The sequence below is a fragment of the Sulfobacillus sp. TH-112 genome (genome assembly GCF_057473405.1).
Genome location: NZ_JBYCKN010000109.1, coordinates 1 through 21489, shown reverse-complemented (window position 1 = coordinate 21489; position 21489 = coordinate 1). Strand labels below are relative to the sequence as shown.

Genomic DNA, 21489 nt, shown 5'->3' with positions numbered 1-21489 from the left:
AACGCATAATCCGGAATTGCCCTCGATATACTACCTCTGAAGATGCGAAGAGAAAGGGGGCGCTCATTTGAAGGCTACGGGAATCGTCCGGAGAATCGACGACCTAGGTCGCGTCGTAATCCCGAAGGAAATTCGCCGAACCCTCAGAATTCGTGAGGGAGACCCACTGGAAATCTTCGTTGATCGGGACGGTGAGGTCATTTTGAAGAAATACTCGCCGATTGGGGAACTCGGGGATTTCGCCAAGGAATACGCCGATTCATTATACGAAGCCATCGGGCATATCGCGTTAATTGCGGACCGTGATGCCGTGATTGCGGTGTCGGGGGCTCCGAAAAAGGAGTTTCTGAACAAGGCGCTCGGCGCACTGGTGGAAAAGTCGATGGAAGACCGCAAAACGCTGTTCTATAATCGCGGCGATCACCGTCCCAAAGGCAGCATCATTGGGGATGAGGATGAGGACAAGTTTGTGGCGGAAGTGATTGCACCCATTATTGCAGAAGGCGATCCCATCGGAGCGATTATCATCTGTAGTCGCGAGCTAGATACCAAAATGGGCGATATGGAAATCAAACTAGCCGAAACGGCTGCGGGCTTCCTGGCTAAGCAAATGGAGCAATAAAAGAAGCCTATACCTCACCTACAACACCATGGAAGTCCGCAATGATCGACTGACGATCATTGCGGTTTCTGTCTTCCGTGAGGAGTGTGTCATCGTGTCCACACCAGACGATGAGGGACACCACTTTAGGTGGGGATTTTCGCACTGGCCCCGACCGTGACAACCATGGCCAAGTCGGGTTGATCGTGATACGGACTATCATCAATGGTGGTGTTGGAGAGGCTGCCTAGACCCGCGGCAATCTGATCAGCAAAGGTCTTGTCTCCGGTGAAGTTGGTAATGGTGTTTCCTTGGTCATCATGATGATTGGCCCAAATCACCTCATTGACCGAGTAGCCTTGAGAGATAAGCCAGGCAGCATAAGCCTTGGCGGGGGCGAGTGAATCGGTTCCGCTCCGGACTTCGAAATGAATGTTCTTTTTTTGAGCGGCAGTCCAGTTTTTACCGACCATCTGTTCTGCTAAAAGGTGCTCCCATTGGGTATTATCTACCCAATAATCTAACTCGATGTGCATATACGGATCCATGCGGCGAGTGGGCGTGCCTGGGATGGTCGCAAATTGCACGTCAGAGAGAGAGACCTTGCGAGCTAGTACAGCTAAGGACAACAGCTGATTGGTGTGGAGGTTGGTATAGACAATATCTTTACGCAGCTCTAGGGCAATCTCCGGCAGCTTTGGTAAGTTTGCCGGCTTTAACAGTTTATGCATCAAATCTTTCACAACCTCTTGTTGTTGGAAGCTGCGCGCAATACTCCCCAACGGTTCGTGCCGAAACCGCGCAAATTCTAATACCTCTTGACCGTCTAAGTGCTGCACCCCGGGATTTAAATTGATGTCCAGGTAATTACCCGTGCCCCCATAGTGCATGGGTTTTTTGACATCCACCGTAAGTCCACCCAGTTGGTTAATAATATCGGCGAAGTTCCACATGGTGGTTTCGAGATAGAAATCAACCGGCACACCAAGCATATGTTCGACCTCTTTGACCGCAAGCTTAGGACCACCAAAATAGTTTGCTTCATTGAGCTTGGTTTCTCCCACATGGGGAATATCCACTAAACTGTCTCGCGGAATGGATAACACATGGACTCCGCCGGTTTTAGTATCGAGGCTAATGAGCATCATGGCGTCCGTGCGATCGCGGACCTTCGGGTTTTTAATATCTTTGCCATTAATGATGCTTAGCGCATTGCCGAGAAGCAGTATCGTCACATGGCGGCGTGTAATGGAATAATGGCGGTTGAGTGATTGGACTCTGGCTGTGGCTAAAGCCTCTCGGGGATTTAAGGCATTGTAGCCGTAATAGACGGCTCCCCCGGCCAATAGCAGCAATGCGAGTAGGATGACGGCCCGACGCCGTTTTTTGCGACGCTGGCGTACGCGTACAGTGCGGTCCGTATTGTGGGGATCGTTATTGTTAGGATCTTTCTTCATGCGAAGTTCCTCCTTTATTTGGCAAACGACAGTCAATGGCCATATGTGGATGCCTACAATAGTGGCAGCGATCACTGTCCATCGATAAATCGTGCAATGCCATTAGGGTGGCGAGGCAAGGGCCGACCCCTGTGCCCCCGATTGTTGAGCAAAGTTCGGATGGGAAAAGGTCAGTTTACGATCATGAACGAATGGATCACAACACGCTGAGAAGCCATGATGAATCCCGACGTGTCTTGATCGAACTCCGTATTGATGATCGTAAACTGACATCGACAAGTCCCTTCTTAGTCTTTTGATCTAGTGGCCACGCGTACACGACAATTACATCAATGACGCTCGAGACGATACGTTAATGACGGTTTTGCAAGCGCACTGGCCGTCTTGACTGGTACAGTGTAGGTTTTTCCTCCTGCGGCTGTTACAGTGAGGCTGCCTATGGTTGTGCCTCGGGCAATGGCGCTATCGGCCTTGATGGGATTTAAATGCATGACCGCATGATAGGTGAGCCCGGGCCAACCTTGAAGGCTGATGGACCGCGCGGCGACGAGACTGACGGGAGCCTGCCAAGGCACGCTAATACTTCCCACCTTGGTTCCGGGATGAATCACCGTGTAGTCGCCTAAGTCGTGGCCAACAGCGTCAAGAAGACTCTTCGAGTCGTTCAATGCCAGAATTAATTGGCTTTGTGTCTGGGTTCCTTCTTGGCCCACGATGCCTACGTAGACCACGTCGGTTTGTGCACCTACTGTACGGTTACCGGCAATAATCACACAGCCTCCAGAGTTCAACGTAGATCCGGTCTTCACACCGATAATTCCGTCATGGCCAATAAGGTAGTTGTAATTTTCGACGGTTTTGCCATCCGTGGTCATTTGCGGCATGGCGACAATTTCGGCAAACGTGGGATTCTTCATCATGATTTCTGCAAGCTTCACTTCATTGGCCGCGGTACTCACTGTTTCAGGATTTAGTCCACTTGGACCCGCATAGTGTGTTTGGGTGAGCCCGAGCGATTGCGCGGCTTGGTTCATCATTTGGGTAAAGTGGGTAGTGTTTCCGCCAACCCAGTCAGCTAACATGGTTGCGGCATTGTTTCCGGAGGCGACTAACAGTCCCTCAAGCAATTTGCGTTCAGAAACTTTTTCCCCTGCTACAACAGGCATCACGGACTGTTGTGTTGCAGCATCCGCTTGATAAAGGGTGGCATCTTGAGCAGTCATCGTGAGGCTTGGGCCTTGAGCATATGCTCCTAGGGGATGAGCTTTCAAGACCAAATATGCCGTCATCATTTTCGTGACGCTACCAATAGGGGCGGCCGTCGTGGGACCTTCTTCTCCGAAGCTTCCCACATTAGGGACATCCACCTCAGCTTGGACCCCCTTGGGCCACGGTAAGCTGGGAAGATGGCCAGAAATGTGATTGGTCACAGGTACGCTGGCTACCACGTTCGGGGTGGAAACCGGTCTCTCCACTTGTATAATTCCTATCGCGACAATGACAACAGCTACGATAATCGCTACATACGATGTGCGCAAAGCGAATGCTCCTCTCTCTTGCTTTCATAAGTAAAACGCCACAGAGGCCTGACAAGTTACGACAGGATTATAGAACTTATTGTGGCTCAGGGCGCCGATCTCCAGAAATTTCAAGCGGCATGGAGGGCTTGGTCTTTTTCGTTTCGTCTGAGGCATATGGATAGCTCAGAGGAAATCGGGAGGACTGTATGGGTGCACATTCCGTATGGAGGGGAGCCTTCTGGCTCTCGTTGGGATCATTTGTCTCTAAACTTATCGGAGCGGTGTATCGTATTTTCTTACCGCGCGTCTTAGGCGATTACGGGGTCGGATTGTTTCAGATGGCCTATCCTCTTTATGCCATTTTGCTCGCTATCTCCGTAAATGGTATTCCGACGGCTTTGGCCAAGCAAACGGCGGAAAAAATCTCCCAAGGGGATTTTTTAGGAGCCGAGCGATTGTCCTCATGGGCGCAAGTGGCGTTGGGGATTGTCGGTATGGCGTTGGGGGGAGTGATGGAGTTATGCGCTCCCTGGATTGCTAGCGTATTGTTTAACGAGCCAGCCGCGACGTGGGCGATTCGGGCATTGGCACCGGCGCTGGCCTTTGTGGCTTTGGAAGCCAGCTTTCGTGGGTATTTCCAGGGCATTCAAGATATGCGTCCTACGGCCTTGTCGCAAATTCTTGAGCAAGTGGTGCGAGTGATGGTGATGTTTCCCTTAGCTTATCACTTCTTACCACGAGGCGTAGACTTGGCCGCTGCGGGAGCCACCATTGGTGCTCCGGCTGGGGCGATGGCAGGCATGTTGTTTTTAGCTGCGGAGCGGTTTCACCGAAAATCGTGGTCGCTCCACGGTCGATTTCCGGGAAGAGACCTCTGGCGCCTTTTCACTATTGCGCTACCGATGTCATTTTCGGGGTTGCTGTTTCCTCTTATGCTAATGGCGGATTCGATGTTTGTTCCGATTCGTTTGACATTAACTGGTCTTACGCTTCCGCAGGCAACAGCGCGATTTGGCCAATTGAGCGGGGAGGCTATGCCACTCATTAACCTCACCATGGTGGTGGGGGCAGCCTTAGCGGTGTCTCTGGTTCCTGCTATCGCTAAGGCGACGCTTGCCGGTGAACACGATGAAGCCAATCGCAAGGTTGATGCCGCGATTCATTTGGTGTGGCTACTGGGGCTTCCGATGGCCGGAGGACTCATGATGTTGGCGCATCCGCTCACGCAAGTGCTGTATGGTCAAACGGGGGCGGCGGGATCCTTGCAGGTCTTAGCGCTAGGATCGGCAGTACTAGCGGTTCAACAAGTTATGGGTTCGTCTTTACAAGCGTCAGGGCATGGGTGGATCCCGGTGCGAAACTTGATCTATGGGGCGGCTATTAAATTTTCTTTGACATGGTGGTTAACCGCCTTACCGTCATGGGGCATTCGTGGTGCGGCGGTCGGGACGGTGGTGGCTGCCCTGGCGACCGCCTATTTGAACTGGCGTGATTGGGTTAAGCTCGCGGGGACGGGAACGCATCCGTTGCAGAGCTTAGTGTGGCCTTTGGCAGGCACCGTGGTGATGGCGATGGGGCTAAGTCTATGGATCAATGCAGGTTGGGTGCATAGTCGAGTGGTACTAATAGCGGTAGCCGTGCCCTTGGGGGTGGTGCTCTATGGCGCTGTTCTGATTCTCTCTGGGGAACTCAATACCTTATCGTACGTTCTGAAAGAACGTTAAAATACAAGACTTGCGAGGACTTTTGCTATACTAACCCTGTGTTGAGATATAACTCCAACATATGGGAGGCCACAAATGGCACGGTGGCGACTACAAAGTTGGGATGACGCCGATTGTTTTGAAATTGGTGGTCCCCTGTCAGGCGCTGACGTCCTAAGGCATTTCGGCTCACTCTTTCCGGAAGACTCGGAATGGGTAGTGACAAGAGCCTCTGGACATAAGGAATATATGCGCCATAGTGCGCTTAAGGCACTTGACCTGAAAGCCGGGGATAGTTTAACGTTGCCAGGAATTCCGGTGGCGGCCGGGCCTCTCATCTATGTTATGACTCGTCTCCTTGGTCCCCATGGCTGCCCTTGGGACAAAAAGCAGACGCCAGAAACCCTATTGCGCTATCTGCTGGATGAGAGTTACGAGGCGGCTGAAGCGCTGATGGCCAAGGACATGGATGCGTATATTGAAGAACTTGGAGACGTTTTGCTGCAGGTGGTCTTACAAGGAGCGCTGATTGAGAACACAATTTTTTAGGATATTGCCCACAAGCATGCCCAGAAAATGGTGCGCCGACATCCTCATGTGTTTTCTGAGGAGGATTGGTCCGACTCGGATCAAGTGCGGGCACAGTGGGATAGCCTCAAGGCCACTGAACCTCCACATCAACGTGAAGCCATGTGGGTGTATCCGAGTTTGGTGGCAGCAAAACGGTTATCGAAATTGGGAATAAATCCGGAAAGCAAGGTATACAAAGAAATCTTCGCGCTCCTTGAGGTATATTTTGACAAATCCGAGGGGACAATAGAGGAAATTCTGGCAGATGCTGCCTGGGCAGTCGCTGCGGGAGGCCGTATCCAGCATCAAGATGCCGAATGGGCTTTGTGGAAGAAATTAGCGCAACTAGCCAACGAAAATGGCGAAATCACGAAGAATTTGCGGTAAAAAAAGGATTTCTAGGCGCTTTGGCGAATTACTGGATGCGAAAATCCGTTAACGAATTTGATTAGGAGGGAAAATTTTGAACAAAGCAGAGTTGGTAACCGAAGTTGCAGAGCGAGCAGGAATGACTAAGAAAGACGCGGAACGTGCGGTCAATGCAGTCGTGGAAAGCATTGAGTCGGCGCTAACGAAAGGCGATCGGGTTTCCTTAGTGGGATTTGGTACTTTTGAGGTGCGTGAGCGTGCAGCACGCGTGGGTCGCAACCCACGCACGGGAGACACCTTAGAAATTTCTTCAAGTCGGGTGCCGGCGTTCAAGGCAGGTAAGGCGCTGAAGGATTCTGTAGCAAAATAGCCTTATTATCTTTTCGAGGTCGTGCGGGATCGCTGGCACGGCCTCTTTTTCTTATCAAGTGGGAGGTGGCCATGTGCGCATTGATAAATATCTGAAGGTGAGTCGTATCATTAAGCGGCGTACGGTCGCAAAGGAGGTTCTCGACCTGGGAAGGGTGTCGGTCAATGGCCGAGTCGTGAAGGCGGGCTACGAAGTCAAAGTAGGGGATGAGATTACTCTGGAAGTCCCCGGCGGTCCTCGCCGTGTCGTGGTCGAAGCCATTCGTGATAATGTCCCAGCGAAGGACGCCGAGACGATGTACAGAGAGGTCTAAGGGCATCGAACGGGTCATACCTTTTTAGTAATAGGGTGTGCTAAGAGGGGTGGCCGCATGGAAGAGAAGAAGGAGCATTCGATTGCGCTTATCAACCGTCAAAGTCTCTCGTTGGAGGGAGTTCAGCATGTGGACAATTTTGACGATGACACCATTGTGCTGTCAACCACCATGGGGTCGCTCACCGTGCGGGGACATAATTTGCGCATTCAAACCCTTGATTTAGATCAAGGACACTTTATTGCGGTAGGCGAATTTGATGCGATTCAGTATGGACGAAAGAAGCCGGGCCGAGGAGAAACCAATTCGGCCTGGAAAAAGATGTGGCGCTAGGAGGAGAAGTGATGGCCTCGGATGCGTTGCTGATTATTGCGATATGGATATTGACCGGAATGGGATTGGGGTTGTTTGCTACCGGATACGGGGCCTGTCGAAAGGTCTACCGTTTGGTTCCGGGATCATCGGAACTGTTTGACTGGCTATGGTTTCTTTTGGCTGCCATGGGTTTTCTTATCATATTATTTTGGACAGAGTGGGGAGACTTCCGCATTTGGAGCGTAGGATTTGTCATGGTCGGATACGGACTATGGACATGGCTTGCAGCACCTGTGGTGCTGCAAGCTTTAGTGTCCATCGCGCGTGCTGAGGCACGTATGGTGCACTATGCGCTGGCGCCTGGGAGATGGTTTCGGGGGTTCGTGCGCCAGCGGATTCGAAAGTCTAAAAAACCTCCTCGAAAGGAGTGACATGCGACCTGTGGATATCCTATAATGTAAAAACATCGTACAAATATCGTAATAAAATTGTACACAGGTTGTGCACACTTTGTGGATAAGTTGAGGACTTATGCAGATAGAAATTCGTGGTATGGAACGACTATCTTTCCGCGAAAGGCAAGTCGTGGCGCTGAAAGAGACAGGACAATCCAATGACAAGGTCGGCAAGAAGCTGGGACTCTCTCCTGCGACAGTAGCTACACTCTATAACCGAGCGAAAGCGAAAGGTTATCAAGTGGTATTTGTCATTGATGGTGACCCATTAGGGGTGTTCGGTGAGGATGAGGAAGGTGATGACCAATGAGTCAATCCAAGAAAGTCAAAATTCGATGGAGGCGCATAGCCACAATTTTTATCGCCGCCTACTTAATCTATTGGACGGGCGTCTCGGTGCATCATATGATTGCGATTGGCCAGCAAGATGCGGTATTGACGCAAAAGATATCGTCGGTTCGAGCGCAAAATCGGGTGCTGAGTCACGATATCAGTGCGTTGCATAATTCCACCACCTTGAAGCAAATTCTAGCGGGAGATACACCGTTACCGACGGCCAATACGGCACCTTGAAAAATATGGGAATCTGAACTGGTGTTACCGTTGACATTTTTCCGGTCTCCAACATATAATTAATTGATTCTTATTCGTTCCCATGGGAGGACCTCGACGTCTCAATGGCATCTGAAGTGGAAGTTGGTCAGATAGTGGAGGGCACCATTAGCGGGATTACCCACTTCGGCGCCTTTGTTGTGTTGCCTAATGGTCGCACCGGGCTGGTACACATTTCCGAAGTCGCAGATGCCTATGTTAAGGACATCAAAGACTACTATAAGGAAAATGATAAGGTGCAAGTGAAGGTGTTGTCGATGGATGCCAATGGCAAAGTGGCATTATCGATTCGCCAAGCCCAACCGAAGTCTGCGACAAGCCCCTCAACGCGTGACAGCGCGCCTCGGCGAGAACATCGAGGTGAGCAGCGGCGTGCGCCGCAGGTGTCTTTTGAAGATAAGATGCAGCGGTTTATGCGCGACAGTGAAGACCGGTTGCAAGACTTGCGCCGTAATAATGACTCCAAACGTGGAGGACGGGGCGCGTAATATATTTTGCCGGGATGGCGGAATCGGCAGACGCAGAGGACTTAAAATCCTCCGATCCGGAAGGGTTGTGCGGGTTCAAGTCCCGCTCCCGGCACCAATTTTTGAAGGACCCGCACAAGGTGTAATGGCGGGTTTTTGTTTTGTCTCAAAGTATTTTTGCGTAGACGCCACGCTGGGGGGACATACGCGATGTATAACGGTGGATCCTATTTTTGCGAGCGCTATTTGTCCGAAACCTCGGTTGCCCTGAGCTCTGAATTTCGGGTATTCGTATTCCGTGATTGAAACCGGTTCCCCTTAGCCTGTTGTTCATCCATGGACGTTCTGTTGAAATGGCGACATCGTCGACGGGGTGTTGAAACACCCGACCATGTTGATCACTCCGCAAACGGGGTGTTATGTCATGGTGCATTGAGTGCTTTTCGGCTTTAATCAAGCTCTCATCGTGCTGGCGTAACTTGTCCGTCTCTATCAGCGTTATATCATTACCAACATTTCACAGGGCACACCCGTGCGGAAGCCGGGGTCGCAAAGTCATCGGGTCTTCCGTCCTGATCCTTCGGGACCAGATAGCCGGACCGCCTCTTATGGGAACGAGCGTCGCTCTCGGATCGTCGGTAGAGTGCCCTCCCTAAGGAGATGCAAGGATGATCAGGGGCTTACAATTGCGTGAGCGGATTATCGTCGACCCCAACCAACAAGGGATATGGCGTGCGCATCACTTTGTGCCGTTGCCGACACGGACCTACCGGATTTTGGCGTGCTTTTTGGACCATCCGCATCAAATTCTTCCCGACGCTCTGCTCCTCCGTGTCGGGTGGCCTGAAGATATTCGAACGGCCGCCGATTTATTTCCCCAGATTCACCGTATTCGTCAGGCTATTGAACCTAATCCCCGTCGCCCTCAGCTCCTTGTGACACGGCGGGAGGCGGGCTATCTCTTACAGGTTGCGCCGGTCGTGGTGGAATTCGATCCTTTCTCCCCTTCTGCATGGTCTTCATGAAGGTTCGTATCAGATTCGTATCAGGTTAATTCCGGATACGTTTCAGGTTATTATCGGCCAAGAATCAGATCCGGCGCGTATGCTCAAATCATCCTCTCAGACAGGGGGATCACGTCACTACAGGCGCTCGATTGATGGAGATCATAAGATTAAGGTGGTAATACCGAGTTGGTCATTAATAAACGGCCCACCGGGGACGTGTACTACCATATCTACTACGAGGAGGTTACAAATATGTCTTGTCCCAACCCATATCCCAGCAAACCAGATTATGCGACGTTTCTATCCGATTATGGCTCATATATTTCGACGGCGTCATCAGGTACAGGTATACCCGAGTCTGCCATTGCCAGTCAATGGTATGCAGAATGGGGAATCCCCATTAATAACCCAGCTGACCAAGGATCCATCTTTAGTCAGTGCACTAATGGTACATGCGGAAGTTTTCCGGTATTCTGCACATTAGGCGATGGAGTACAAGCGTACATCGACCAAGTAAACTACAGTTATAATGGTGGTGCTAACGCTTTTACCAACATCTATGGCAAGCCCGTTAATTGGGCGGGGGCATGGGAAGATGGATTTTCAGGCAGTCTAAGCGCCTCGGGAATTCCCACGGATAACGGATGCTCGCAAACCTCGACCAGCCGAGCGTGGCCTGGTGTTACAGACATCCCATCCGGGGCGAGCGAAGAAGAGATTCAATCATACCATGAACAAGCCGGTTATGCTGCCATGGAAGCAATGGGAGCTTCGCCATGGGATTCTGGTCATTATTGGTTGTGTGGTCAGAGTTATGCAGGAGAACAACTCACCGTCATTGCGTATGACTCCGGCTGGTACTCATCTCTCGATTATGTGAGTTAAATAGTCAAATAGCCGAGTCCAGGGGCAAAGCCCCTGGACTCTTGAAAGGAGAATCTGCTTCCTATGCCATTGGAATTATTTACTCAGCCTTTATGTCCGTATTCACAAATGGTCAAACATGTGCTTAACCATCTCAACATTCCATTTATTGAACGGGACATTGTGTCAGATCTCGAAGCGCGTAGGGATTTCATGCGAACAGGCTCCAAGATTCTTCCTGTCTTGCGAGACCACAATGTTGTGATCGAAGGGTTTAATTCCCACAAACTGCGACGCCTTCTCCATCACCGCTATGGCTTGGCAATGCCATTATGGGTAGATCATCTCGCCGTTCCACGCTTTCATAAACTCATTAGCCAACCATCACCATACACGATTTTTGTGATGTCATCAACAAGAAACTCAACCTTACACTGACGTTAACGAATGATGTGGTTAGTCTGGGCAGCTGACATATGCAGAACCTTTTCCCACACGGAAGCGGTGTATCCGTCGACACCCGATGGTTCATTGTCGCTGACGGGAATAATGCCGGCGAGAACCGCTGGCTTCAACGGCACAAATTCTGCAACAATCGTTGTTGGTGGAATATCCGCAATGTCTCCCTGAGGACCGGGCCATTGGGTGCCACTAAACGTTTGGGGATACAGAAATACTGTACCTTGTAAGGTGATATATAACGTCAACGGTATTTTTTGTCCTAGACTGGTCTGAATATCCGAGGTAATTTTAGTCTTCTCATTTTTGTAGAGATAAGGAATCCACCCCGGGGGCACACGCCAGTGATTAAAAGAATCTTGACCGTGCCACGAAGCAGGAAACTGGTTTAAGGACGAGCTGCCATAAAGAGGCCAGGGATGGCTAGCCAAAGCAGATTGTGGTAAATGACTCGGTAATATCCAGGGGATGGTCAAAGGAGGATTCAAGGACGTCGCCTGGCTGGGTGCTGGCGTGTTATGACCATGCACGGTGAGGTTCCCATGGTGGGGTCTTGCCCTTGCTGTTGAATTGAAATGGTTGTTGATGCCACACCCCGCCAACGCGAGCGTGCCCAGTGCTAACCCCAACGTGTGGAAAAGGTATTGTCTCATGCAGATGCCTCCTCGCTAGAATGCTGAATCCGATGATGATCCGTCGTATTTGAATAACGATGGAGAGCGTCGATGGGTTACATCTCAGAAGGAATTGGCGGTAGACCGACAGGCTTACCAGAGATTAGAACAGAGAGGAGAGAACCCGATGCTCAACTGGCCCATACTCGGTACCACCACGGGGGCTGTCCTGTGCGTCCATGCGGTCCTCTTTGTGACACGCCGATTGTTCCCCCATGCCCCGACGATCCTGGTTGCGCTGGGCACCGCCGAAATCATCGTCTGGGGATACGGAGGGTTGACTTCGGGGTGGTCGCTCACGGGCATGCTGTTGTGGACGAGTAACGGTCTGATTGTGACGGCGATTGCTTTGGGGGGGTTAACCGCCATCCAATCGGTAGTGTCTCGGGCGTAAGCCAAGCATTTTACATTGAAGTCAATCACACGTATCATGGGGACCGTAAGGTCTCATATTGACGGCGGTCATGGCACATCCTTATAGAGTTCCGGTATCGATGCGATGAACTAATGTGCGCAAATCCGTGCCATAGACGGTGTCGGCTGTGGCCTCCCAAAGATCATCGTCGAGTAGGGGGCGCCCCACATTCCCTACAGGGGGCCAGCGGTCCGCGAGGGTCCTCGATTGTCGTGTCAGTTTAGGGCGACGCGGTACCTTTTTGATGGCGCCTTCCGCCCACAGCATCTTGGCGCGTAATACCTCGAAACTATAGCCGCGGCCCATGCGATCGGTCGCGCGAATCAAACTGTTGAGGCTCTCCGTGTATGCATTTGTGACGGGATGGTCAAAATACGCCAAGATTTCCTGCTGCCAGTTTCTCCATGCGGTAAGGACATCTCCAAAGGCCACGCGTGTCTGCCCCGATAACGCCTGCTCCCATGCCGCAAACCGTTGCTCGGCGTGTGCACGAGTCGTGGCCGTATATAGATCAAAAAAGGCTTCTTTGGCCTGATGGACCGCTCCGAGGATGGGGTAGTTTTGGACCCATGTCGATAACAAGAGTTCCTCCCGTTCGTTAAGCTCGGCTTCGCGCTTTAGCAAGATAAACCGGTCGTGCATCAACCCGCGCCGCTGGGCCGGGGAGAGCGCGGTCCGCAGTTGTTTCCGCACTTGTTCGACGGCGGCATTAGCCATCTTCACCACGTGAAACTTATCCACGACGATCGTTGCATGGGGCAACACTGCGCGGACCGCCTCTTTATACGGGCGCCACATATCCATCGTGACCACGGCGATGCGGTCCCGGTTCGGCATGTGGCATAGATAGCGCATGATCGTGTCTTTATTGCGATTGACTAAGATGTCCACAAGCGTCCTTTCCTGGACATTGGTGATAACGGCACGGGGCCGGATCAGGTGAATTTCGTCGAGTCCCAACCATTTGGGCGTTTCCACCCGACGATCCTCATCCCAACGAGCGACCGCCTCTTTAAAGATTTGGCGGACGGTGCCTTCGCTAGTTCCCACGTCTTCGGCCACGTGCACGAAGGGTCGCCGTAAGGCTTCCTGGGCCACCCAGGTCACCAATCGCTCGGTCATCAGCCGCTTGGCATCCACCGCCGGCAACGTTTCATAAAACGTTCTTCCGCAAACCTTACACCGAAAGCGTCTGGTGTCCAGATATAACGCCACCCGCTTGCCATGCATGGGAAGGTCCTTGATCCATTGCGTTCGGCGACCAAACCCCACGATGTGAACAGCGTGGCAATGCGGGCATGCTGCCAGCCCATCACTCGTTTTTGCAGAAACGTGGTAGGCATCGTCTATCTCACGAACATCCGTGATCACGTATCCAGGAAGATTCAAGAGATTCGGAATCGATTTCAATGGCGGTCCCCTCAAGGGTATTTGTAGCGTCGATCAATCATGACCTACGATTTTAGCATAACGTGTGGCGAACAGGAGATCAATCATAGACTACGATTTTATAACGAGTTGTTTGATGTCAACCAAAAAGTTGGATCAACCACGGAATACGAATACCCTGAATTTCTTGCCTTCAAGACCAATCCGTCTCAAGGGGTACCATAAGTCGGATCGCGCGATGTGCTTCCACCGACCGCATTAGGTGCCATTTCGGACAGCAAGATCTGAGAAGAATCCTCGCTTCACAGTCCAAGAGTCTAAATCCACAACGGACAAATCGGGCCATTGAATCGATTGCCACTCTCTTACGGTCATTGGTCGCTTGAGTAAATAGCTAAAGAGGACGGTTAAGATTCGCCCGTGAGAAACCATGGCAATGGTATGACCGTCGGCGTCTCTAGCAATTCGTCGGACGCAACCTACGATACGCTCCATCGCGTGACAATGGTCTTCGAAGTCGGGATCGGAATGCCCTTCAAGGTATTCCCCGACACGACGAATAAACTCACTAGTAGGGTGAATGGCGGGCGCAGGTAGCTCGTGAAGGTCGGCCATCATCTGAGTGGGAACACCGATCATTTCACTGATGATACTGGCCGTTATCACTGCTTTTAATTCCGGACTGTGATAAATACATTTAACATCATTCCAAGAATTACTATCAGACACCAAATGCCTGACGGCTGCACGGCCTTCTGTCGAAAGATCCCATTCCGTTGAGGGTATGCGGGGGTCTACAGTCACCGGCGCGTGTCGAACAATATACAGTTCGGCCATTAAACTCACTCCTACTCTCGAGGATCTTTTGGAGAGAATAGCGGTTCAAACGAGCAGCTTTGGTCTCAATGGGTGCTGATATATCGGCACGTTGCAAGTGGGCGCCACTTGAAGCTCGTTCCAATGAACCTTTGGGCGGGCATTCTTTAAAACTTCATGGCATAACAATAGCAGAAGAGCTCCCGCTCCGTGTCAACGGTGCTCGAAAACGCTTGATACGCTTTTGATGGTCCACCGGAGGCAGGATGCCGACACAGTATTGCACCGTGGTACACGCTTTTGTGTGTGATGAGCCTTTCGCCCGCACTAACCCAGCAATCCGTACTTGTGGTCATTGCTCTAACGTGATCCGCGCGGACGGTGAGTTGCTCTCGCCCCTTTGGGATCTATCGCGTATTCACTCGCCATAGGCAAGCTCATCGCACGTCCCGAAAAAGCCGGATCGCTATGCATCGAACCCCTCAATGGTTATGACTACTTTCGCCCGCTGGGGTTGGCTACGTGACGGGCCGGCAGACGATGTTAATGACAGGCTGGGTGTTTATGTTCATACCGCTAAAAAGCTTAATTCAATGGCTGGATCTAAGTTTCAGAGTGGAGAGACATCTCCCCATCTCATGCGCTCCATCCAAACCGCATTGAATAGTCTCCTCCGCATGAGCCACTGTATCCCGATACGGGGCACAACATGGAAGGTCCGGGCGGTCAGTCACTACATATGAGTTGTTTTGCTCTGACCACTCCAGGATATTTACGGTGTATGGCAGCATCTCTTCAGGGCAACGGAATGGTGTCTCGGACACGGCTCGCATCTGCGATCTCTGTACACTAGGCTGCACCATTCTAGCAGCAGATGCAAAAAGTTAGCGCCGCGCCTAGTCGCCGGCCAACTTAGCAATCTCCTTCTGATGCAATTCAATGGACGCTTTCAAATATTCCACCAAGAATTCTAGTTGCTCTGCCGAGTAATTCGCCAAAAGCAACTCAAAGGCGTGGCCCATGGATTGATAGATGGCTGCGGTGGTTGTGAGTGATTCAGGAATGACTGAAACAATGACTTTTCGTCTATCTTTTGTATCTTTTGATCGTCTGGCCATGCCTTTTCGTTCCAGCCTATCGATCACGTTCGTCACAGCCCCTGTCGTGAGGCTGAGTCGAAGTGCAATCTCACCCGCTGTCATCGGGCCTTCTTGAACGAGAATGCTCACGGTTTTCATGTCGGTGATGCCCACACCGCATTTCGATGCGGCCATCTGATGAAACAAGGCGGTTTCCGTGCTGGACATTTGGCCTAGATACTGTAACTGGTCTATCAACTCTCGGCGGCGGTCATCTGGGTTCATGCGGTTTCCTCCAATGCGAGAATCAAGAAAGCTTGAATAAAAAGTATCTTAATAACTAAGATAAATAATGAAATAGGTAAGAGTCTTGATGTATAAGAGGTTAGAGATTATAGACAGTATAAAGAACCCATCGTCCGTGTTCAACAGGAACGGGGACACCCCGACACCAGACAGTCAGATGATGTGATTAAGGTGAAAGTAGGAGGACGGCGAAATGCGCTTGATGAAGAGTGCTCGGCAAAAGAAGGACGTCGGTATTTATGGATGGAATGCTCGATGGTATGACAAGAATAGTCGTAAGTTTCGGATGTCTGAAATGAAGAGGTATGCGGACTTGGTTGAGGCGCGTTTGGATACAGGTGCCACTATTTTAGAAGTGGCTCCCGGCCCAGGCTACCTTGCCATTGAACTGGCGCGGCGCGGTTTTCGCGTAACCGGAGTTGAACTGAGCACCGACTTTGTTGAAATTGAGAAGAGAAATGCCGCGCAAGCCAACGTCTCTTGCGAATTCAAACAGGGCAATGCATCTGCTCTGCCAATAGCCAATGGCGAGATAGATTTTGTCATCTGCACCGCGGCCTTTAAGAACTTCAAGGAGCCACTCAATGCGCTTAACGAGATGTACCGTATACTCCGTCCTCAGGGTATGGCGCTCATTGCTGATATGAATCATGCCGCTACCAATCAGGACATCAACGATGAAATCGCAGCATCGGGTATGACTGGATTTGATCGTCTCTTCGTGAAGGCCGCATTTAAGACATTTCTCAAAGGCGGTGCCTATACGAAGGAAGGCTTCGAAACGCTCATCAGGCAAACCGGCTTTTCCCGCTATCACGTCATTAAACAAGGCATTGGATTACAGGTTTGGCTTTTTAAGGGAGGACAAATTGAATGAAGGCGTCATGACAAAATTACGCGTGGGGATGGACCGTTTTCGGATTTGCGGCACACATTGGACGAGACGCCGTGCGTTTGGACCTGCGTGAAACACTGACACGTGTATGATGCAGCGAGACTTTTTCCATAGGGGGAGGTGCCCTCCACAGCGTAACACTAGACGAGGCTTCGTCTCTGTCTCGGGCGTGGGAAGTCGTCAACCTCGAGCGAGGTGCTCTCTTAACCTGAAATGGTCTTATGCGGTCGGCGGTTTAATCGCAGAGTTTTGGACTGCCCTCACACCACCCAGAGCCACTGTCGCCACAATGAGACCGTTGCTGGTCCACAACAACATGTCCATGGCAGACCACGGGCTTGTTGTTGCTCCATAGGCCCAGATAAGAGCTTCGGCGGCTAGGATGGCCGCTATGGTCCCAGATGCCTTGGGCCAAATTCTACGAAGTAAAAATAGCACCGCGTGCACGACGGCAACAGCACCGGCTATGGTCCCCAGTTCCGTCCATGTCAGCATAGGATCCCCTCCTGGATGTGATTGCATCGTGGTTGTCTTTCTTCATGTCGATCTCTCAGAGTAGATACTTCACCGAGGAGCGAGTCTAATCCATGATATGCAGGTGACGAGATTGTGTCTTCGGGTGGTTTGTTAGGCGAGAGACAGATGATCGGCATGGGCACCTCACCAACTCATGTGCGGCATAGTCAGTCGTCAACGAGGGCATGTTTATCATCATGGAACTCTCCCGAGAAGTGCAAAAAATGTTAGATCAGATTCACCGGCTGACGTTTGAGTTAGAGAGTTGGACAGCGCAATTAGCGCAACCAGGCGATGCAAGTGACACGCGGTATGTTGGAGACGTGGAGGCCGCGTATCAACGTCTCAAGGCAGGGATGGGTCGAAGCTCAGATGTGCTATTGCGAAAACTCAGCGTACCCTCTTCACCTGGGGGAGCTATTTTGGTGGCGTGTTTAGACGGAATTGCGGATACGGAGATGGTGGATCAAGACATTATTGAACCGATGTTAAGCACCAACGTCTCTCCGCAATCATGGGATCAGGGCATGTGGACTTGTCAGTCAATCGACGACTGACGCGGACCTAGTAGCCCGTATGTGCCTTGGGCGGAACAACGCTCCAATGATGGCGTGGGGTAGCTGGATTTAGAATGACCAGACGATGAAAATCATGGATGATTCTTTGCATAGAACACCCCAGTCTACGGAAATTTAGGCCCCTGCTGCTCAAGACTCCCCATGACGGTGCTTTGTTGTACATAAACCCTCAGCGTCACTTTGTGGTTCACCACCTAGGACGATATCTGCGAGTGAGTCAAAGAATGGGTTAAGTTCCACACCGTGAGGCCGCCGTCTAGATTGAACACACGTGACCACCCGTTTTGTGACAGGATACGGGTCGCCAGATAGCTGCGATGTCCACTACGGCAACAAGCCACGACGGTTTGCCCGGAAGGAATTTCGTGTAGTCGTTCCCGAAGTTCATTGAGGGGGATATGCTGTGCTCCCTCAATTCCGCCGCTTTCTTGAACCTCGTCGGGATCACGAACATCGAGCACGATGGGGGGATTGGAACTTTTGAGCCATTCACTAAGAGAATCAACCGATATACTTTGAATTAAGCCCTGATGGCGATTAACAGCGCTCATTCCGGTAATGACGATAGGATCCTTGGCCGCACCAATCGGTGGAGCGTAGGCAAGATCGAGATTAGCCAGGTCGTCGACTGTCATTCGCCCCTGAATAGCGGTGGCCATCACATCGATGCGTTTATCGACGCCCGTCTCGCCGAGAGCTTGTGCTCCTAAAACGCGGCCTGTGTGCGGGTCATAGAGTAATTTGAGCAAGATGTCTGTGGAACCCGGGTAATATCCGGCATGATTTCCTCTTAGGGTATGCAATGTCTCATACGGGATGTGTTCGCGTGTGGCTACCTTTTCCGTGAGCCCGGTCATCCCGATGACATAAGGAGAGAGGCGCACGATGCCCGTACCGAGCGCACCCGGAAGAGTGGCATCTCCGCCCGCGGCGTTCGTTCCAGCAACACGGCCTTCTTTGTTGGCAACCCCAGCGAGCGGCCACCAGCGCGGTTTGTTGGTTGCTAAGTCCCATTTCTCTACGGCGTCTCCCGCAGCCCAAATGCGTTCTTCTGAAGTTTTCATGTGGTGGTCGACCCGAATCGCCCCCGTGGGGCCGAGTTTGAGGCCGATGGATTTTGCGAGACTGAGCGAGGGACGCACACCCAGCCCGACTATGACGACATCAGCGGCTAGGCGTGCGCCAGAGGCAATGTCTACAATAGGATGGCCCAACTTTCCGTGAACTCCCGTAAAAGGGCTAGATAGTGCGAGGTGTATTCCTAGGGTGGGTAGAAGGGCTTCAAGGGCCCGCGCCATGTCGAGGTCGACCGGGGGCAAGACGTGGGAAGCTTGGTCGACTAACGTGACCTCGATTCCGAGGCTGTGGAGCACCTCTGCCATTTCCAGGCCAATAAATCCCGCACCGATGATCGCCGCATGTCGTACTAGGTGCAGATCGAGATATTCGCGAAGGCGCACAGCGTCTGGTACCGTACGGAGGCTAAAGACGTCCATGCGGTCGATTCCTCGGACGTTTGGGAGAATAGAGGACGCTCCGGGCGCTAATATGAAACGGTCGAAGTGATCTTCATAGGTACTGTTCGCTTGGACGTAGCGCAATTGGCCGCTTCGAGGATGGATGTCGATAACTTCAGTGTTGACATGGACGCGGATACGAAAGCGATCCCAGAGGCTTTCCGGAGTTTCTAATAACAGGTCCTGAGTGCTTGAAATTTGCCCGCCCACATAATATGGAAGTCCACAATTCGCGTAAGACACATAGGGACCTTTTTCAAAGATTACAATCTCCGCGTGTTCATCAAGACGTCTTGCTCGCGTTGCGGCGCTAGCGCCACCCGCGACTCCACCAATAATAGCAATGCGCATCACAATTCTCCTCAGTTGTTTTTATTAAATATACCCATATAGGTATATTGGGGTGAGGGCCAAAGGGCGCAGAATGAACGGGTCAGATGGCCAAACTTCAGCATAATCTCGGGATAGCGGCGTAGAAGCTGGCACAAAATCACGCAGCATCGGCGTCATGATTCAAGAGAAGTTCGGAGGACCACCGTGATCGGCTGTTGACCAAGAGAGCCGTAACTAAAGAGACCACGAGGTGCTCTGGGGATGAGCATACTCGACGGATTAGGTAAATTAGGATACCCATGGTGCGCAGAGGTTGCGGCTCTTTTTTGATTTCGATCAATGAACCATTACTGCCACTAGAAGTGGTTAACGATGTCGCCGTAGCGCCAAAATGCCTACGATGACGAGTGCCCAGATGGTGAGTTGCCAGAGGATCATAGTGACCCATGGGGATAGGTGTGAGAAGAAGTTTAGCAAATTCCAGGACACCTCCGTTCGAGTCAGCATAGTATCGTTACGAGTTTCTATCGTCCGCCGTCTATTGGACCTTTCGGGGATGTCCGTTGGTCCCGAGAGTGGTGGGGATCGAACCACAAAAAATATTTGGTTATGACGACCTTAGAACAGGTGTTCTCATAAGTAATTTCTCTTTCCGTCCGTTTCATCGGGGGTATAGCTGGTTCATTTCCCTCCACTACAGTTGAGTGTTGCCGCAGGAAGTGCGCTTGCCGTCTTTTCTGACCGCTACCTGCATCACCTTCGATTTCACCAATGAAAGGGCATGGCCAGTATTTGATGGATTGCGTGAAGATCTGAGCCGCCCGCAGTAATGGCTACCTGATAGAGGCCAATGACGAGATCGGTGATGTGATCTTGGCGATTATCGACGGACGCTGGTGGTGTCGTGTTGTTGGGGGATTAGGTCCAGATGGTCCTCCCTTTCGGGACAAAGAGCCCTAACCAGCGCGAAGCGTGATCTCTATACTCAAAGCAACGACAGATGGAGGGAAGATGATAGCCGTGGACCCGTACTCGGATGCTCCGCATGTAGTGACGTGGGAAGTGACACGGGCTTGCCAGTTGCATTGTCGCCATTGCCGAGCCCGTGCCATTCCCCGCAGAGATCCCCAAGAACTCGATTATCCAGAGATGCTTCCTGTACTTGATGATTTGCACCAGGGGTTTCGGCATTCACCAATTTTAGTGCTTACTGGCGGCGATCCGTTGGAACGTGATGATTTGGATGACATTATTCAAGCTGCGGTGCAACGTGATTTGCTGGTATCTATCGCTCCGAGTGTGACGCCGAAGCTCACTCAAGAGGTTGTTCGGCGATGGAAGGCACTAGGTGTACGGTCGATTTCCTTGAGTCTTGATGGGATTGATGCCACTACCCATGATGCATTCCGTGGCGTGCGGGGAACCTATGACCGCACGGTCATTATGGCCAAGACCATTGTGCAGGAAGGGCTCCGATTACAGATTAACACGTCGATTAGTCAGCAAACGGTGCATCAGATTGAAAAGATGGCTGATCTCGTGAAGAGCCTGGGCGTATCTAGTTGGGAATTGTTTTTCGTCATTCCAACGGGCCGTGCTCGCGTAATGGATGCCCTTTCTAGCCAACAGATCGAAGACGTGCTGGAGTGGGTTGCTGATTTTGCTCCGCAAGTCTCGTTCCGCATCACGTCGGTGGGAGCGCCTCAGTGGTCGCGTGTCCTCCATCAGCGGCATCCCGAGTCGGCGGCGCCTCGCGAGGTCGCGCGAGAGGCACGAGGATTTGCCTTTATTGACCATCAGGGGTTCGTTTATCCGAGTGGCTATTTGCCGGTGGCGGCAGGTAACGTTCGAGATAAGCCATTTTCTCAGATTTATCGGCATTCAGAGTT

General features: G+C 51.6%; 26 protein-coding genes, 1 tRNA gene and 1 riboswitch. Of the genes, 19 read left to right on the top strand and 8 right to left on the bottom strand.

The genetic code is table 11. The annotated features are described in order from the left end of the window. The first annotated feature begins 67 nt into the window (after positions 1-67). Positions 68-622 (top strand): stage V sporulation protein T, encoded by a 555-nt coding sequence (spoVT, locus tag ACOJWD_RS07275; RefSeq protein WP_486992561.1) that lies wholly within the window; start codon positions 68-70, stop codon positions 620-622. Between the two features lie 125 nt (positions 623-747). Here the strand turns inward: spoVT and ACOJWD_RS07270 are convergent, their stop codons facing one another. Both ACOJWD_RS07270 and ACOJWD_RS07265 read right to left on the bottom strand, forming a co-directional pair. After that, positions 748-2058: an LCP family protein gene (locus ACOJWD_RS07270; RefSeq protein ID WP_486992560.1), complete on the bottom strand. Its 1311-nt coding sequence runs from the start codon at positions 2056-2058 to the stop codon at positions 748-750. Positions 2059-2387: 329 nt separating this feature from the next. Next, complete coding sequence (locus tag ACOJWD_RS07265; protein WP_486992559.1) at positions 2388-3596, bottom strand: D-alanyl-D-alanine carboxypeptidase family protein; 1209 nt, start codon at positions 3594-3596, stop codon at positions 2388-2390. A gap of 188 nt (positions 3597-3784) precedes the next feature. On the opposite strand from ACOJWD_RS07265, the gene ACOJWD_RS07260 reads away from it, so the two are divergent. The 14 genes from ACOJWD_RS07260 to ACOJWD_RS07195 all read left to right on the top strand — a co-directional run bounded on the left by ACOJWD_RS07260 (position 3785) and on the right by ACOJWD_RS07195 (position 11061). Continuing rightward, the gene (locus ACOJWD_RS07260) at positions 3785-5302 is read left to right on the top strand and encodes a putative polysaccharide biosynthesis protein (protein ID WP_486992558.1); all 1518 of its coding nucleotides are present in this window, start codon (positions 3785-3787) and stop codon (positions 5300-5302) included. A gap of 75 nt (positions 5303-5377) precedes the next feature. After that, complete coding sequence (locus ACOJWD_RS07255; RefSeq protein ID WP_486992557.1) at positions 5378-5830, top strand: MazG nucleotide pyrophosphohydrolase domain-containing protein; 453 nt, start codon at positions 5378-5380, stop codon at positions 5828-5830. Between the two features lie 27 nt (positions 5831-5857). Further along, entirely contained in the window at positions 5858-6238 is a 381-nt protein-coding gene (locus tag ACOJWD_RS07250; RefSeq protein ID WP_486992556.1) for a hypothetical protein, read from the top strand. 76 nt (positions 6239-6314) lie between these two features. Further along, a complete protein-coding gene (locus tag ACOJWD_RS07245) occupies positions 6315-6590 on the top strand; it encodes an HU family DNA-binding protein (RefSeq protein WP_486992555.1) in 276 nt (91 codons plus the stop codon). Between the two features lie 73 nt (positions 6591-6663). Beyond that, entirely contained in the window at positions 6664-6903 is a 240-nt protein-coding gene (locus ACOJWD_RS07240; protein WP_486992554.1) for an RNA-binding S4 domain-containing protein, read from the top strand. 57 nt (positions 6904-6960) lie between these two features. Then, entirely contained in the window at positions 6961-7236 is a 276-nt protein-coding gene (gene yabP / locus ACOJWD_RS07235) for a sporulation protein YabP (RefSeq protein WP_486992553.1), read from the top strand. Positions 7237-7247: 11 nt separating this feature from the next. After that, positions 7248-7649: a spore cortex biosynthesis protein YabQ gene (gene yabQ, locus ACOJWD_RS07230; protein ID WP_486992552.1), complete on the top strand. Its 402-nt coding sequence runs from the start codon at positions 7248-7250 to the stop codon at positions 7647-7649. A gap of 100 nt (positions 7650-7749) precedes the next feature. Next, a complete protein-coding gene (locus tag ACOJWD_RS07225; RefSeq protein WP_486992551.1) occupies positions 7750-7983 on the top strand; it encodes a helix-turn-helix transcriptional regulator in 234 nt (77 codons plus the stop codon). Next, a complete protein-coding gene (locus ACOJWD_RS07220; RefSeq protein WP_486992550.1) occupies positions 7980-8246 on the top strand; it encodes a hypothetical protein in 267 nt (88 codons plus the stop codon). The genes ACOJWD_RS07225 and ACOJWD_RS07220 overlap by 4 nt, the downstream gene beginning before the upstream one ends. Before the next feature lie 104 nt (positions 8247-8350). Beyond that, entirely contained in the window at positions 8351-8773 is a 423-nt protein-coding gene (locus ACOJWD_RS07215) for a S1 RNA-binding domain-containing protein (RefSeq protein ID WP_486992549.1), read from the top strand. A gap of 8 nt (positions 8774-8781) precedes the next feature. Next, positions 8782-8870: transfer RNA gene (locus tag ACOJWD_RS07210), tRNA-Leu, on the top strand. 395 nt (positions 8871-9265) lie between these two features. Next, positions 9266-9359, top strand: a riboswitch (cyclic di-GMP riboswitch). Positions 9360-9420: 61 nt separating this feature from the next. Further along, on the top strand, positions 9421-9777 hold the full coding sequence (locus ACOJWD_RS07205; protein ID WP_486992548.1) for a winged helix-turn-helix domain-containing protein: 357 nt from the start codon (positions 9421-9423) through the stop codon (positions 9775-9777). Positions 9778-10011: 234 nt separating this feature from the next. Then, positions 10012-10644, top strand: a complete 633-nt coding sequence (locus tag ACOJWD_RS07200; RefSeq protein WP_486992547.1) for a hypothetical protein — start codon at positions 10012-10014, stop codon at positions 10642-10644. A 63-nt stretch (positions 10645-10707) separates the two neighbouring features. Beyond that, positions 10708-11061, top strand: coding sequence for a glutaredoxin family protein (locus tag ACOJWD_RS07195; protein WP_486992546.1), 354 nt, complete (start codon positions 10708-10710; stop codon positions 11059-11061). 2 nt (positions 11062-11063) lie between these two features. Here the strand turns inward: ACOJWD_RS07195 and ACOJWD_RS07190 are convergent, their stop codons facing one another. After that, the gene (locus tag ACOJWD_RS07190) at positions 11064-11735 is read right to left on the bottom strand and encodes a hypothetical protein (protein ID WP_486992545.1); all 672 of its coding nucleotides are present in this window, start codon (positions 11733-11735) and stop codon (positions 11064-11066) included. Between the two features lie 148 nt (positions 11736-11883). Here ACOJWD_RS07190 and ACOJWD_RS07185 point away from each other — a divergent pair, with 148 nt between their 5' ends. Beyond that, positions 11884-12150: a hypothetical protein gene (locus ACOJWD_RS07185; protein ID WP_486992544.1), complete on the top strand. Its 267-nt coding sequence runs from the start codon at positions 11884-11886 to the stop codon at positions 12148-12150. 81 nt (positions 12151-12231) lie between these two features. Here ACOJWD_RS07185 and ACOJWD_RS07180 read toward each other — a convergent pair whose 3' ends face one another. The 3 genes from ACOJWD_RS07180 to ACOJWD_RS07170 form a co-directional block, all read right to left on the bottom strand. After that, complete coding sequence (locus tag ACOJWD_RS07180) at positions 12232-13581, bottom strand: ISL3 family transposase (protein WP_486992543.1); 1350 nt, start codon at positions 13579-13581, stop codon at positions 12232-12234. 237 nt (positions 13582-13818) lie between these two features. Then, positions 13819-14397: a histidine phosphatase family protein gene (locus ACOJWD_RS07175; RefSeq protein WP_486992542.1), complete on the bottom strand. Its 579-nt coding sequence runs from the start codon at positions 14395-14397 to the stop codon at positions 13819-13821. A gap of 875 nt (positions 14398-15272) precedes the next feature. Continuing rightward, positions 15273-15740, bottom strand: coding sequence for a MarR family transcriptional regulator (locus ACOJWD_RS07170; protein ID WP_486992541.1), 468 nt, complete (start codon positions 15738-15740; stop codon positions 15273-15275). 214 nt (positions 15741-15954) lie between these two features. Between ACOJWD_RS07170 and ACOJWD_RS07165 the strand changes: the two genes are divergently transcribed. Then, complete coding sequence (locus tag ACOJWD_RS07165) at positions 15955-16638, top strand: class I SAM-dependent methyltransferase (RefSeq protein ID WP_486992540.1); 684 nt, start codon at positions 15955-15957, stop codon at positions 16636-16638. 237 nt (positions 16639-16875) lie between these two features. On the opposite strand, the gene ACOJWD_RS07160 is transcribed toward ACOJWD_RS07165, so the two are convergent. After that, complete coding sequence (locus tag ACOJWD_RS07160; protein ID WP_486992539.1) at positions 16876-17151, bottom strand: hypothetical protein; 276 nt, start codon at positions 17149-17151, stop codon at positions 16876-16878. Positions 17152-17357: 206 nt separating this feature from the next. Between ACOJWD_RS07160 and ACOJWD_RS07155 the strand changes: the two genes are divergently transcribed. Beyond that, the gene (locus ACOJWD_RS07155; protein ID WP_486992538.1) at positions 17358-17729 is read left to right on the top strand and encodes a hypothetical protein; all 372 of its coding nucleotides are present in this window, start codon (positions 17358-17360) and stop codon (positions 17727-17729) included. Positions 17730-17944: 215 nt separating this feature from the next. On the opposite strand, the gene ACOJWD_RS07150 is transcribed toward ACOJWD_RS07155, so the two are convergent. Next, positions 17945-19618, bottom strand: coding sequence for an FAD-dependent oxidoreductase (locus tag ACOJWD_RS07150; protein WP_486992537.1), 1674 nt, complete (start codon positions 19616-19618; stop codon positions 17945-17947). Between the two features lie 993 nt (positions 19619-20611). On the opposite strand from ACOJWD_RS07150, the gene ACOJWD_RS07145 reads away from it, so the two are divergent. Further along, on the top strand, positions 20612-21489 hold an 878-nt coding region (locus ACOJWD_RS07145), incomplete at its 3' end, for a radical SAM protein (protein ID WP_486992536.1).